The sequence below is a fragment of the Streptomyces sp. NPDC048612 genome (assembly GCF_043199295.1).
GTDB lineage: Bacteria > Actinomycetota > Actinomycetes > Streptomycetales > Streptomycetaceae > Streptomyces.
The window spans coordinates 177,705-191,934 of sequence record NZ_JBICVV010000010.1 but is presented as its reverse complement, the minus strand read 5'-3'; the positions used below and the strand labels follow the sequence as shown (position 1 = coordinate 191,934).

Below are 14,230 nucleotides of genomic sequence, written 5' to 3'. Positions count from 1 at the left end.
GCCGGGCGGCCGGCGGGGCCCGCCCGGCGGACATCCCGCCACCCGTTCGGCGGGCCGCTGCCCCGCCCCGGGATGCGACCACCCGCCACAAGGCGTGGGCTCGCAACTATGACCACGTTCCGCAAAAGCACCCCGCTGCGCAGAATGCTGCTGCTCGCCATAGCCCCGACCGCCACCGGCTGCGTCCTCGCGCTGGCGGCGTCCCAGGTGGCCCTCGCCGCCCCCGCGGGCACCGGGAGCCACCCCACGAAGGCCCGCCACCGCATCAGCTCGCCCTACGGCGTCCGCGGCACCTGGCAGGCCGGTCACCACACCGGCATCGACCTCGCCGTCCGCACCGGGACCAAGGTCAGGTCCGTGGGCTCCGGCACGGTGGTCCTCGCCAGACGGTCCGGCGCCTACGGGAAGGCCGTGACGATCCGGATGAAGGACGGCCGCTACACCCTCTTCGGCCACCTCTCCCGCATCACGGTCCGCCCCGGCCAGAAGGTCCGCGCCCGCACCCACCTCGGCTACAGCGGCGCCACCGGCCGCGCCACCGGCCCCCACCTCCACTTCGAGGTCCGCACCACCCGCTACTACGGCTCAGACATCAACCCCCTCCCCTACCTGGCCCGCCACGGCATCCACCTCACCCCCCACACCCCCAGATCCCGCCCCCACCGCACACACGGCAACCACCGCCTGCACCGCGCCCGGGGCCACCACCGGCCCCACCGCAGCCACGGCCACCACCGGCCGCACCACCGTCGATAACGGCCCCCGAAACGGCGGAATCCCGCCCGGCTGAAGAGACCGTGCGGGATTCCGTGCCTCACGGGGCCACGGGAACGGTGACCGTGGTGTGGTCAACGGTGGGCTGCCAGTTCGCCGGGGATGATGAGGTGAACCAGGTCGTCGACAGTCCGTGCGGCGTTGAAGGAACGGAGGTCGAAGTCGACGCCGAGCCGGCCCTCCAGCAGAGTGAGGGCCTCCAGGGACCTCAGGCTGTCCCAGGCATGGGAGGCGAGCACCGGATTGGCCCGGAGATCATCCACCGGGGTTTCGAGAACCTGGCCGAGGGTTTCCAGCACGGCCAGCCTGGTCGCTGCGAGTTCACTCATGATCATGCCCTGCTTTCTTCGTTTTCGACGATGTTGATCCATGCGGGTGCCGGGTCGTTCCCCATGGCCAGGTCCAGCTCGAAGGCCCCGTCCTCGTCGGTGGGGGTGAACCCGGCCCTGGTCCAGAACTCGGCGGCCACACCGTTTCTGCCGGAGGGCACGAACCTCCCCTGGAGAGTCGAGGCGCCGGCCGCCCTGGCCCGGTCCGCGAGCCAGCCGGCGATGGCCAGCTCGATACCCCGGCCCAGCACCCGGCAGCTGAGCACCAGGTTGGTCACGCGCCAGGTGCCGGCACCGCGCTCCACCCAGACGGCGCCGGTGACGCCTTCGTCACCGAACCGGTCACGCACCGAGAACGCGGCGACCAGATGAGCCGGGTCGGTACTCATCGCGGCCGTGCCCGGCTCGTCGTAGCGGATTCCGGTGAGGTTGAACTGGTTGGTACGGGCGGCGAGTTGGGCGATGCGGGGCACGGAGTAGGCAGTGGCCTCAGCTGCCGTCAGCTCCAGACCCAGGGCGTGCAGATACTCCTCGGGGGAGCCGTGCTCACCGGCGAACTCGTTGCGCCGGGCCCGGGTGCGGTACAGCTCGGGCCGTTTGCGGTCGGTGGTGGTCAGCTCCATGACGTCGAACCACCCGTGCCGCAACAGTGAGCGCACCAGGTGCGCCGGATCGCCGTCGGCCGGCACGAGCGCGACTTCGGGCAGCTCGGCGGCGACCTGACCGCGCTCGAAGGGCGAATCGTCCATGAAGACGAACGAGCCGGTGGCCAGGTCGAGAGCATCGGCCATGGCACGCAGATTCCCCGCCTTGGGCTGCCAGTTGACGGCGGTGGCGGAGAAGGACTCGGGCTTCAGCAGCATCTCGGGGTGTTCGGTGAGGGCCTTGTCGACCGGTTCGGCGTCGTTCTTGCTGGCCAGTGCCAGCACGACACCCTGGTCGCGCAGGCGGGTGACCGTGCGCTGCAGTTGCTGGTAGCAGTTGCCCGGGTAAAGCCCACCGAGTTCCACGCCCTCGGCACCGACCTCGCCGAGGACGCCGCCCCACAGGGTGTTGTCCAGGTCGAGCGCGAGGACCTTGCGGGACAGGCCCAGCTTGGCCTGCACGAACCGGCGTACCTCGTGGGTGAGCACGAGGAGCGCCCCGTCGGTGTACGGCATGTCGCCGAAGGCGTGGAGGCGGTCGTCGCGGGCGCGTACCGCGTTCTCGGCGAGCGCGCCCGCCAGGTCCACGGCCTCGATCCGGCTGCTGTCGTCGGCCAGGGCGAGGATGTCGGCGTTCAGCCTGTGCCACGCCTGCGCCAGCCGGGTACGGGCCCGGCGGCTGATGATGCTGTCGCTGACCCGTGCGGGCAGCGGCAGCGTGTGCACGAGCAGGGTCGCCGAGGACCGTTCGTTGCTCGTGCACAGCAGCTGCCGCAGATCGGCAAGGCGTGTCGCCAGATGCTCCTCCAGGGCGGGGACATCGGTGGCGTCCCAGTCCTCCGGCAGGAAGTACGACTCGTCCAGCAGACAGCTGACGAGGTCGGGGTCGCCGTTCTCGGCGAACGCGGCGGTGGCAAGGGATATCTCGAACATCCCGTATCCGCCGGGCTCGACGGTCGGCAGTGCGCCCGCGCCGACCAGAGCGGTCCGCAGGAGGCCGGGATAGGAGCCAAGGGTGCAGGTGGCCAGTATCCCGACGCGTATGGGCCGGAGCTCGCCGCCTTCGGGGCGCAGGCTCTCCAGGATCTTGCCCGCGCGCAGAGCCTTCTTCGGGTCGTCGAGCTGCAGCAGCTCGCTGCGAACCGCGGGTCCGGGTGCCACGCCGGCTTCCGCGGCGTCACGCAGAAGCGCCAGGAGATCGGTTTCCACAGTGGTGTCGGTCATGTCTTCCCCCTCACAGTCCGCTAGATCTCGAACAGAGTGCAGATCCAGCGCATACCGGCTGATATACCGCATAGCGCTACGATCTCTCCACGCTTGAGATCGCCGCGTTCCAGGTGCAGGCCGAGCGAGACGAGTTGGTCGGCGGCGCCCATGTGGCCGTGGTTCCGGGCGAATTCGGCGTTGGTGCGCTCGATCGGCAGACCGAGCGGATCGGAGACGGCCTCGATGGCGCCCGGCCGTGCGTCGTTGATGTAGATGACGTGGTCCAGATCGGCTCGGGTGAGGCCGACCCTGGCGCAGGCCCGGTCGACGATTTCCGCGACCCGTTCGTCACGCTGCTCAAGGAACGCCCGCAGCCGCTTCGGGTCCTTGCCGAAGTGCGCCTGAAACCATCCCACGCTGGAGCCGTCGACGTTCTTCCAGTCCGCCGGGGGAACAGGGTTGACGGCCCCGCCGTATTCACCGCGGAATCCGTCGACCAGGTCGGGGTCGGTGAACTGTTCGGTGGTCAGCCAGCGATTAGTGCCGTGCCCGCGACGCAGAACGACAGCCACCGCTCCATCGCTGTGTACGCACTGATTGATGGCCATACGGTTGCGGCGGTATTCGTCGACGCGGTTGACGACGACCAAGAGCGCGGTGTTCAACTCGGGCTGGAGGGCCAAGGTGCCCGCGATCTGGCCGAAGGCGGTGGTGCCCGCGCCGCAGCCCTCGTTGTCGAAGAGCAGGGTCTGCGTCTTCTTGATCTTCAGCGCCCGGGCGAGTGCGGAGGCGGAGTCCCAGTACAGGTACTCGGGGTTCTCCGCAGTGGCCAGCGCGACCAGGTCGACCTCGTCGGCACCGATGCCCGCGCGCTCCAGCGCCTGTTCGGCCGCCTCAGCGGCAAGGTCGACCGCGTACACGCCGTCCGGGGCCCGGTGGAACGTGGCGCAGCCCCACTGCAGCACCCGCTCGGGGTCGTCAACGTAGTCCTTGGCGACCTTTTCGACGTCCTGGTCCTCTCCGAATGCGAATCCGAAGTCCGATATACCGAACTCCACAGGGCGGTCGCCCATCAGGCATCTCCTCCACATTGCCGATCAGTCACTCACGCTTTGACCATGCTAGGGGCCGAATAGCGGCAGAGGGAACGACGTTCGAGCAATTACAGAGGAATTCAGTTCCTTCAGGAGATTGAATATGGAGCCAATATAGAAATGGACGGGAAAAAGAGCCGGCCCCGGCCTGTGGAGGCCGGGGCCGGAGTACCGGTAGCACGGGGGATGTTGCTACCGGTCGTCAGTTTCGTTCGGCAGGCTTGATGTTGTGGGTGAAACGAAACAGGTTGTCCGGGTCGTGGCGCGCCTTGATGCGTGCGAGCCGCTCATAGGCATCCGCGTCGAACAGTTCACGTACCTGCTCCTCGTCCACAGGAGAGCCGTCGTGGTAGACGAAGTTGAGGCTGCGCCCCACGGTCCACTGCTTCATCGCGTCGTAGACCCGCTGGTGGGCGGCGCGCACGGCCTCGGCGGGGGCCGGTGCCCCGCCGGTCATCACGCGCAGGATGTACTGGGCCTCGCGTCCGCCGACCGCGCCGGCGTGGGCCGGCGGGCGGGAGAATGCGCCGCCGAGGTGGCGGATGTCGATGATGCACGGGACGGCCGAGCCGGGGCCCGCGAGATCCATGAGGGTCTGCAGTGCGGTGGGATCGAGCTCACGCAGCAGCACGTTCCCGCCGAAGTAGGGGTGGGGGAAGTCCGGATCGTGGTAAACGGAGCCGGCTTCCTCGTACGGCATCTCCCGGAGGGAGTCGATGAGGCGCGGCCCGAGTGCGCGCAGCGGGGCCACCAGCTGCTCGCCGTCCGCCGGGTCACCGTTGAAGACGATGCGGATCTCGGCGACGTACCGCCCCTGCAACTCCTTGGGGAAGACCGGCATCGGCGGATAGAACATCATCCCGATCGAGGAGGTCAGCTGCTCGGGCGCGGTCAGCGTCCACTCCCGGTAGGCCCGCAGCATCCCGACGGGGTCGTCCGCCTCGAAGTAGAGCCCACCGCCGTAGAACCGGGCGACCGGGAACAGGTCGGTCTCGACGGCGGTGACCACGCCGTAGTTCCCGGCGCCGCCGCACAGCGCCCAGAACAGGTCGGGGTCCGAGTCCGGGGTGACATGGTGCGGTGTGCCGTCGGCCGTGACGAGATCGACGGCTCGCAGATGGTCACAGGAGTAGCCGAACTCGCGGCCCATGATTCCCGTTCCGCCGCCGAGCAGATACCCCACGACGCCGACGTGCGGGGCGGAGCCGTTGAGCGGGGCGAGCCCGTGCGGAGCGGTCTTCTCGATCACCTGGCCCCAGCGCGCACCGGCCTCGATGCGCACGGTGCGGTTCTCGGCGTCGACCTCTATGCCCGTCATGCGGCGCGTGCTGATCAGAACGCCTTCGCCGTCCAGGGCGGTGACGATGCCGTGCCCCGTGGAGTGCACGGCGACGGGCATTCCGCGCTCGGCGGCGAAACGGACCGCGGCACGCACGTCCTCGGCGCCGGTTGCTCCGACGATGACTGCGGGGCGGTGCTGGAATCCGGCCTGGAAGCCGGCCCGCTCCTCGTCATAGCCGTCACTGCCGGGCTGCAGGACGGGCCCTCGCACCGTGGCGGTCAGCGCTTCCACGTCGACGCTCATCTGCTCGTTCCTTTCCGGGGGGCGGGTCCTCACCCTGCCCCCGTGTCCATCCGAAGTCCACTGTCCGGCCCCTTGCACACCCGCAGGGTTTATCAGCCGGCGTCACCGGCGACGCGCCGCCAGCGCAGGACCCTGCGCTGCGGCCGACCGACCAGAGCGTTGCCGTGCAACACCAGCTCGTCGCCTTCCAGTTCGAGGTCACGGGACTGCTCCGTACCCAGCCAGCCCGGCTCAGGGGCAACGTCGATGGTGTGAACAACACGGTCCCCCTCACGTCGCCAGGTGCCCGCGTAACTCATGTAGTTGCTGCGTTCGGTGTGGGCGGGCCCGGTGCGCATCATGGTCACGGAGACGTGGCCGTCGGCCGAGTAGAAGAGCAGCCCCCGTGGCTCGGGCCCGAGCGGCCCTTCCTGCGGTGTTCCTGTGCCGTCGATGTCGCGGAAGGACTCCAGCCGCCATACCCCGACGAGTTCCTGTGCCGTCATCGTGTCCTGTCACTCCGTCCGTTCCCGGTGGTCTTCGTGTCTGCGGGCCTCCGGCTCACGGCACGGGGACAGCGGGGGCGGTCACCCGGCCCGGATCGCCGCCGAGTACCGCGTCCCGGGCGAGAGCGTTGACCTCATGGGGCGCGCCCGCGGGCACCGTGCCCGCCGCACACAGCCGGGCGTACTGCTCGTCGGTGAGGGTGAGGTCGAGGGCGGCGAGGTAGTCGTCGAGTTGTCCAGGGCTGCGGGGGCCGATGACGGGCACCAGGGCGGTGGCAGCCCGCCGGGCGCGTTCGCGCACCCAGGCGACAGCGACCTGGGCGGCAGGCGCCCCGGTCTCCTCTGCGACAGCCCGCACCACGTCGACGACCGCCTCCTGGCGGCCACCATCGCCGCCTCGGATAGCCCGCTTGCCGTCGCTGACCCAGCCGTCGGCGCCCCGCCGGTACAGGCCGGTGAGCAGCCCGCCGCCCAGCGGCGACCACATGGCGACGCCCAGCCCGAGGCTCTCCGCCATCGGCAGCAGCTCCCGGTCAGGGGTGCGCTGGGTCAGGCTGTACTCGGTCTGCACGCCGATCAGCGGCGACCAGCCCCGCAGGTCCGCCATGGTGGCGGCACGGGCGATCCGCCACGCAGGGAAGTTGGAGAGCCCCGCGTAAAGGATCTTCCCGGCACGAACGAGGTCGTCGAAGGCCGCCAGAATCTCCTCAACGGGCGTGAGATCGTCGGGGAAGTGGGTCCAGTACAGGTCGATGTAGTCGGTACCCAGTCGTTTCAGACTGGCCTCGACGGAGCGCACCATGGTCTTGCGGCTGTTGCCGGTCCCGGTGACCCGGGGCTGCGGCGACGTGCCGTTGGTGAACTTGGTCGACAGTACGAAGTGGTCCCGGTCGGCAGCGAGGAACTCGCCGAGCAGTTCCTCCGCCTCGCCGAACTGATAGCAGTCCGCGGTGTCGACGAAGTTGCCCCCCGCCTCGGCGAAGCGCTCGAACAGCGTCCGGGCCGTGTGCCGGTCGGCACCCGCGCCGCGCCTGGCCCACAGCAGCTGTGAGCCCTTGCCGCTCTCGCCGCAACGGGTACCGAAATTGCCCGTCCCGAGTGCGTACTCCGACACGCGCAGGCCCGTGTTCCGTCCGAAGGTCTGATAGCGCACGGCATGCCTCCTCAGGCGGCCAGGGGAACGACGGGGGAGTGGTCCGCACCGAGCGCCTGCCAGTCCACGGAGGCTCCGGCCTCCCAGAGCCTGCCGAGCGTGGCCAGCAGGCCCGCCGGCTCCGGTGTCCGGCCGCCGGGGTGCGGCAGCGAGGAAAGGGCCAGGGTGTGCGGCGGCAGATCGGAGCGGCGCTTGACGAGGCTGGTCAGGGCAGGGCCGGGGCCGGTCTCCAGGATCACATCCGGAGCTTCGGCCAGTACGGTGCCCACCGCCTCCGAGAACCGCACCGGCTGCCGCAGATGACGGGCCCAGTAGTCGGGGTCGGTGGCCTGGTCCGCGGTGATCCAGGTGCCGGTGACCCCCGAGACGAAGCGCTCGGTGGGCGGCCGCAGGCCGATCCGGGCGGCAGCCTCGCGCAGTTCGTCCACACAGCCGTCCATGAGCCTGCTGTGGAAGGCGTGCGAGACACGCAGCCGCCGGCCGGGGGTCCCGGCCGCGGTCAGCATGTCCTGGACGCGGGCGATGGTCTCCTCGGTTCCGGCCAGCACACAGGACGCCGGAGCGTTCACCGTGGCGAGGTCGGCGCCCAGTTCGAGGTACCGGGCCAGCCTTTCCTCCGGCAGCGGCACCGCCAGCATCGCGCCGGCCGGCGCCCGCTGCATCAGCCGGGCCCGCAGCGCCACGAAGCCCAGGGCCTCGCGCACCGGCATGACCCCGGCGAGGGTGGCGGCGACGTACTCGCCGAGGCTGTGCCCGACCATCGCGGCGGGCCGCACACCGAGTCGCTGCCAGGTCCTGGCCAAGGCGTACTCCAGGACGAAGAGGGCCGGTTGGGCGACGCCGGTCTGCTGGAGTCCGTCGCCGGCCGCAGCCTCCAAGACGGGGCGCAGGTCGTGCCCCGACTCCTTCTCCAGCAGGGTCAGGCACGCGTCGAACTCCGCCCCGAACAGCGGGAGTTCCTGAGCGAGCCGCAGTCCCATACGGGCGTACTGGGAGCCCTGGCCGGGGAAGACGAAGGCGACTCGGGGTCCGTCCGCCTTCGGCGTCGGCGTGGCCGGCTTGGCAAGGGCCCTCACCAGGGCCTGGTGGGTCTCCCCGGCGGCGAACCGGCGGTACGGCAGTACCGCGCCCTCTTCGGCTCCGGCGCCGGGGGCGGGCGCGGGCCCTGCTCCGGCCAGGTGGTCCCGCATCCGTCCGGTCGCGTCATCGAGGGACTGCGGGGTGTCCGCGGCCAGCATCAGCAGGTGGTACCCCCCGGCCCGGCCGAGCACGGTGACCGCTTCGGAGGCCGGCGCCGTGGTCGCGGTCGTGACCGCGGCGCCGGGCGGGACAGCCATGCCCTCCCTTATCCGGCCGAGCAGTGCGTGGCGCTGCTGCGGGTCGCGGAAATAGAAGTGACCACCGGGCAGGTGGGTGACGTCGAACGGGCCGGTGGTGTGGGCCTGCCAGTTCTCGATGTGCAGGGTCTCGCGCTCCTGGTCGCCCGCGAAGACGGAGACCGGTACCTCCAGCGGTGGGCCCGGCTCGTACCGGTAGGTCTCGAAGATCGCGAGATCGGACCGGAACGCCTCCAGTGCGATCTCGCGCAGCGTGGCGTCGGTGTGGACCTGGGCCGGCAGCTCACCCCAGCGCCGTTCGATCTCGGCGAGCAGTTCCTCGTCCGGGAGGGTGTGGAGCACAGTCGCGCCTCGGGTGTGCGGGGGCGGCGGGCTGGACGACAGGTACAACCGTCGCGGCAGCTCCCGGCCGCGGTCCCGCAGTGCCCGGGTCACTTCGAAGGCCACCAGGCCGCCGAGGCTGTGTCCGAGGAAGGCGAACGGCCGTCGTGGGTCGAGGGCCCCGACCACGGCATCGACAAGCTCTGGCATGCCGGTGACGGCGGGCTCGGCGCGCCGCGAGGCGCGGCCGGGCAGCTGCAGTCCGTACACCTGTAGTTCGGGCAGGTCGTCGCCGAAGCGCACATACTCTCCGGGCGATCCTCCGGAATGGACGAAGCAGTAGAGGTCCGCGATGGCGTCCGGGCGGCGGGTGCGGGTGACCAGCCACCGGCCGCCGCCGCGGGCGGCTGCGGCCCTCGGCGTACCGGCATTCATTCCTGGTGCTCCTTTCAGAACGTGGGGCGCTGGGGTCGGCGCCCTGTGGTCACGCCGCCGACGCCGGCTCGGCGGCGCCCCGGCGGCCCCGCCGCTCATCGATCAGCTCGGTGAGCTCGGCCGCTGTCTGCGCTTCGTACAGCGCGCCGGTGTCCAGCTCCACCGAGAACAGTTCACGGGCACGGGCCAGCAGCTGGGTGGCGATGAGGGAATCTCCACCGAGATCGAAAAAGCTGTCGTCGGGGTCGATGTCGTCGAGTCCGAGGGTCTGCGCGAACAGTTCGGCGACGGCCGGGAGGGTCCCTGGGGCACCGGCGTCCTCCACTGCCTGCGCGGGCGCCGACTCGACCGGGGACACCTGCTCGGTCGCGGTCTGCCCCGCCGGCTCGACGACGTAGCGCTCGCGCTGAAAGGGATAGACCGGCAGTGGGACCCGCAGGCGCGGCATTTCCTCGTGCACGCCGGTCCAGTCCACCGGTGTGCCGGCCAGCCACAGCCGGCCGAGGGCGTCGAGAAGCGCGGCAAGGACACCGGGGTGGCCCGTCGCGTCGGTGAGGACGGGCAGCACGGTGTGGTCGCTGTCGCCGACGGGGGGGCGCGGAACGTTCGGCAGCACGGGGATGCGGGGGGTGCCCTTCGTGCTCCCGCCCGTTGTTCCCGGGCCGGTCCCGTCCCCGTCGATGACCCTGCGCACCGCGTCCCGGAGGGTGTACGCCCCGGCCACCGTCTCGGCGACCAGGACCCCGGTGCCGTGACCGGCAACCGCTGCCGGCCGCACACCCCACGCCGCCCACAGTTGGGCCAGGGCGAACTCGGTCGCGAAGACGTCGAGTTCGGCAGGTATCTCGTCGCGGACGCCGGCCACCGCCAGGCACTCGTCGACCGCCCGGCGGAAAGCCGACTCCCCCTCGTACAGTTCGCCGGTCTGCTCGGACGTCACCGTACCCGGGAACACCAGGGTGACCGGCCCGGTCCGAGGACGGCCGGCGGAGCCGACCAGCCGCCCGCGGTCCAGCCCTCCGAGCACCCGCACCGCGTCCTCTGAGCGGTTGACCACGGCGTACCGCCGGACGGGAAGCTCACGCCGGCCGGTCTGCAGGGTCCAGGCCACGTCGGCGAGCGGCACGTCGGGGTGGGCCCGCAGATGCGCGGCGATCCGGCCCGTCGCGGCTTCCACGGCGGATTCGGTGCCGCCGGAGACCACAAGCAGCTGCCAGGGGCGGGCGGGGCCCGGCGGGGCCGGTTCGGGGGCCTGTTCCAGGATGACATGGGCGTTGGTGCCGCCGATGCCGAAGGAGCTCACCCCGGCCCGCCGTGGGACCCCTCCCTCGGGCTGCCACTCCTCCAGGGTGGTGGCCACGGTGAAGGGACTCGATGCGAAGTCGATGGCGGGGTTGGGCGCGGTGAAGTTGAGGCTCGGCGGGAGCACTCCGTGTTCGAGGGACAGCACGGTTTTGATGAGTCCGGCCGCACCGGCCGCGGCGTCGGTGTGCCCGATGTTGGACTTCACCGCGCCGATCCGGCAGAAGCCGGTGTGATCGGTGTCCGCACGGAAGGCCTTGGTGAGGGCGGCGATCTCGATGGGGTCACCGACCGGGGTCGCCGTGCCGTGGGCCTCGACGTAGGTGATGGTCCGGGCGTCGACCCCGGCGACGAGCTGGGCGTCACGTACCACCGCGGCCTGCCCCTCGACGCTGGGCGCGGTGAACCCGACCCGGTTCGAGCCGTCGTTGTTGACGGCCGAGCCGCGGAGCACGGCGCGGATTCGGTCGCCGTCGGCCAGCGCGTCACCGAGCCGCTTGAGGACGACGATGCCGGCGCCGTCACCGCCCACGGTGCCGCCCGCGGCGGCGTCGAAGGTACGGCAGGTGCCGTCGGCGGAGATGATCCCGCCCTCGATGTACGGGCTTTCCTTGGCCGGGACCCGGACGGCGACGCCGCCCGCGAGGGCCATCTCGCAGTCGCCGGACAGCAACGCCTGAACAGCGGTGTGCACGGCCACCAACGAGGTGGCACAGGCGGCCTGCACCACTACGGCGGGCCCGCGCAGCCCCAGCTTGTAGGCGACCCGGGAGGCCAGGTAGTCGGGTGCATTGGCGACCAGGATCTCCATGTCGGTGACCGAGGGCAGCTCGTCCTGGCGGTCCTTGAGGACCTGCGCGTACGCGGTGTCGGTGCTGCCGGCGTAGACGCCGATGGAACCAGGGTGGCGCGCGGGGTCGTGGCCGGCGTCCTCCAGTGCCTCGACCGCGCACTCCAGGAAGACCCGGTGCTGGGGGTTGAGCAGGCGTGCCTCGCGCGGCGAGTAGCCGAAATACCCCGCGTCGAACCACTCCGGGTCCTTCAGCAGCCCGCGGGCAGGGGTGTACTCGGTGCCGCCACGCGGCGCGGGGCGGCGCGGGAAGCGGGTGACGGTCTCCATACCGTGGCTGAGGTTGTGCCAGAACGCGTCGGGGCCGTCGGCACCCGGGTAGCGGCAGGCCAAGCCGATGACGGCGACGAGCGAGTCGTCGCCGTCGTCGTGCTCCTTCTGGTGCATGGGGTCACTTGCCATCGCCGGTGCCTCCCGTTTCGGTACGCGTCCGGCGGTCACGGCGGCCGGCCAGCCGGGCACGGCCGCCGGAGCGCAGGGCTTCACGGCGCAGCGGCTCCCCTGCGACGCCCCCGTCGAGATGACCCGCGAGGCCGCGGACCGTGGGGTATTGGAAGAGGTCCACGAGAGGGGGGTTCTTGCCGAGCCGGGTGGTGATCCGGTCCTGGACCATGTGCAGCAGGACGGAATGGCCGCCAAGGTCGAAGAAGTTCTCCTCCACTCCGACCTCGGAAAGTTCGAGGACCTCGCTCCAAATGCCGGCGAGAACACGCTCGGTGTCCGTTGCCGGGGGATGAGAAATCACGGTCTTCTCCCAAGTCTTTCGTGGCTTGACGAATTCAGTGCTGATAAGTGCGGGCCGCGGTCAGCGGCTTCGGCTCCGCCTGTGCAACTGGTGTTTCTCCTCGGTTGCCCACGGACCGTCCCGCGCACATGCACAGCAGTACCGCGACGACGAGTGCGCCGATGCTGATGAGGAGGGTCGCGTGGAGCGCCGGGAGCACGGTCGCGACGAGCAGGCCGCCCAGGACCGAGCCGAACTGGCGGTTGCTGTTGATGACACCGGAGGCGGCCCCGGCGAGTTGTGGCGGGATGCTGTGGGTGGCCACGGTCTGCAGCGGCCCGAAGGTGCCGCCGACTCCGACGCCCGCGACGAGGAAGCCGGGCAGGTACGCGTACCAGGGCCCGTTGACGGCCACCACGAGCGGGACCGTTGCGGTGCCGAGCGTGTAGAGGGTGAGTCCCGAGGTCAGGACGTACTTACCGCCGATCCGGTCGGCCAGCCGCCCCGCGAACGGCGCGACGAAGGCCGAGACCACCGCCTGCGGGGCCATCAGCAGGCCCGCCTGCAGGGCGCTGTAGCCCAACGCGGACTGCATGTGCATGTTCAGCGGCAGATACACGCCGACCACCGCGACCGAGATCAGCACGATGACCGCGTTCATCAAGGTGTAGTCGCGATGGCGGAACAGGGTGAAGGGGATGAGCGGATCGCGGCGCGGTCTGCTGTGCCGGCCGTGCTTGCCCCGTGCGTGCTGCTTGCGTGTCTGGTCCACCAGGAACAGCAACAGGAGAACAGCGCCGCCGCCGACGATCCCGGGAATGGTGACCGGGCCACGCACGGTACCCCAGTGGTAGCGGCTGCCCTCGGTCAGCCCGTACGTGAGCAACAGCAGTCCGGCGGTGGACAGCGCCACGCCGAGGACGTCGATCCTGCCCTTTTTGCCGGGGCGGACGTCCGTCAACAGCAGTGGTCCGAGAAGCAGGACCGCCAGCCCGATCGGCACGTTGATCAGGAACACCCAGCGCCAGCCGGCGAAGGTGACGAGCAGCCCGCCCGCGGTCGGGCCCACCACAGTGGCGATGCCGGTGATGGAGCCCCACACGCCGAGGGCCGTGCCCCGCTTCCCGGCCGGGAAGGTGGCGATGATCGTGGTCATCGTCTGTGGCAGCAAGAGTGCGGCGCCCAGTCCCTGCAGGAAGCGGCTGGCGATGAGCTGCCCCGGGGTGGCGGCGAGCCCGCAGGTGACGGAAGACAGCGTGAACAGGGCGGTCCCGACGAGGAAGAGGTTCCGGGGGCCCCACACGTCACCGAGCCGTCCAGCGGTGATCAGCAGGACGGCGAGCACGAGAACATAGCCGTTGACCACCCAGGCGATGTCGTCGAGTGTGGCGTGGAGATCGTCGGAGATGCTCGGCACGGCGACATTGATGATGGTCACGTCGAGCATGGTCATGAAGTAGCCGAGGGAGAGCGTCACCAGCATCGCCCACGGGTTGCCGCGCCACTTCTTCACGTCGGTGCTCCTTGTCGCGTCGTCGCGTCCAGCGCCGGTCCCCCGGTCCGCGTCAGGCGAAGAAGGGCCGGTCGAGGACGATCAGCCAGCTGCCGTCGGACTGCCGGTGGGCGACCTCGGCACGGGCCCCGCCGTCATCGGTGCGCGAGGCGGTCTGCGCCCAGTCGCCGCTGACGATGGTGGGCAGTGCGGTGCCGGGGCCGAACTCGGGCTTCCTGGCCAGCATCTGCTCGTACGCGGCACGGATCGCAGCCTGTCCGGCGACCGTGCGGCCGCCCGGAAGGGCGACTACCGCGTCGGGTTCGTAGAGCTCCACCAGCCCTTCGAGGTCCCCGGCATTGGCGCGCTCGACGAAAAGCCGGGCCAAATCCCCGGGAGCGGCGGCCTTTTCACGTGCAGCAGTCATTTCCAGCTCTTTCCCTACGGGTTCCGGTGGTACAGGCATCCTGGGCCGCACGGCCTCCAGAAGTCCCATAGC

At 70.5% G+C, this 14,230-nt stretch carries 12 protein-coding genes; 1 reads left to right on the top strand and 11 read right to left on the bottom strand.

All coding sequences use genetic code 11. The features are described from left to right. The first annotated feature begins 108 nt into the window (after positions 1-108). A complete protein-coding gene (locus ACGFN2_RS17910) occupies positions 109-756 on the top strand; it encodes a M23 family metallopeptidase (RefSeq protein WP_393361294.1) in 648 nt (215 codons plus the stop codon). A 92-nt stretch (positions 757-848) separates the two neighbouring features. On the opposite strand, the gene ACGFN2_RS17905 is transcribed toward ACGFN2_RS17910, so the two are convergent. The 11 genes from ACGFN2_RS17905 to ACGFN2_RS17855 all read right to left on the bottom strand — a co-directional run bounded on the left by ACGFN2_RS17905 (position 849) and on the right by ACGFN2_RS17855 (position 14,158). After that, entirely contained in the window at positions 849-1,103 is a 255-nt protein-coding gene (locus tag ACGFN2_RS17905) for a phosphopantetheine-binding protein (RefSeq protein ID WP_393361291.1), read from the bottom strand. A 2-nt stretch (positions 1,104-1,105) separates the two neighbouring features. Continuing rightward, positions 1,106-2,971 (bottom strand): HAD-IIIC family phosphatase, encoded by a 1,866-nt coding sequence (locus tag ACGFN2_RS17900; RefSeq protein WP_393361288.1) that lies wholly within the window; start codon positions 2,969-2,971, stop codon positions 1,106-1,108. A gap of 20 nt (positions 2,972-2,991) precedes the next feature. Further along, a complete protein-coding gene (locus tag ACGFN2_RS17895; protein WP_393361285.1) occupies positions 2,992-4,026 on the bottom strand; it encodes a 3-oxoacyl-[acyl-carrier-protein] synthase III C-terminal domain-containing protein in 1,035 nt (344 codons plus the stop codon). A gap of 223 nt (positions 4,027-4,249) precedes the next feature. Further along, positions 4,250-5,632 carry an FAD-binding oxidoreductase gene (locus ACGFN2_RS17890; protein ID WP_393361282.1) on the bottom strand — a complete coding sequence of 461 codons (1,383 nt, stop codon included), beginning with the start codon at positions 5,630-5,632 and terminating at the stop codon, positions 4,250-4,252. A gap of 92 nt (positions 5,633-5,724) precedes the next feature. After that, positions 5,725-6,117, bottom strand: a complete 393-nt coding sequence (locus ACGFN2_RS17885) for a lipocalin-like domain-containing protein (protein ID WP_393361279.1) — start codon at positions 6,115-6,117, stop codon at positions 5,725-5,727. Between the two features lie 55 nt (positions 6,118-6,172). Further along, positions 6,173-7,270, bottom strand: coding sequence for an aldo/keto reductase (locus ACGFN2_RS17880; protein WP_393361276.1), 1,098 nt, complete (start codon positions 7,268-7,270; stop codon positions 6,173-6,175). Positions 7,271-7,281: 11 nt separating this feature from the next. Further along, entirely contained in the window at positions 7,282-9,363 is a 2,082-nt protein-coding gene (locus tag ACGFN2_RS17875) for an acyltransferase domain-containing protein (RefSeq protein ID WP_393361273.1), read from the bottom strand. A 49-nt stretch (positions 9,364-9,412) separates the two neighbouring features. Then, positions 9,413-11,917, bottom strand: a complete 2,505-nt coding sequence (locus ACGFN2_RS17870; protein WP_393361270.1) for a type I polyketide synthase — start codon at positions 11,915-11,917, stop codon at positions 9,413-9,415. Then, on the bottom strand, positions 11,907-12,260 hold the full coding sequence (locus ACGFN2_RS17865) for a phosphopantetheine-binding protein (protein ID WP_393361267.1): 354 nt from the start codon (positions 12,258-12,260) through the stop codon (positions 11,907-11,909). Before ACGFN2_RS17865 ends, ACGFN2_RS17870 begins: the two co-directional genes overlap by 11 nt. Before the next feature lie 34 nt (positions 12,261-12,294). After that, on the bottom strand, positions 12,295-13,752 hold the full coding sequence (locus tag ACGFN2_RS17860; RefSeq protein WP_393361264.1) for an MFS transporter: 1,458 nt from the start codon (positions 13,750-13,752) through the stop codon (positions 12,295-12,297). Between the two features lie 52 nt (positions 13,753-13,804). Then, on the bottom strand, positions 13,805-14,158 hold the full coding sequence (locus ACGFN2_RS17855; protein WP_393361261.1) for a YybH family protein: 354 nt from the start codon (positions 14,156-14,158) through the stop codon (positions 13,805-13,807). Positions 14,159-14,230 lie beyond the last annotated feature (72 nt).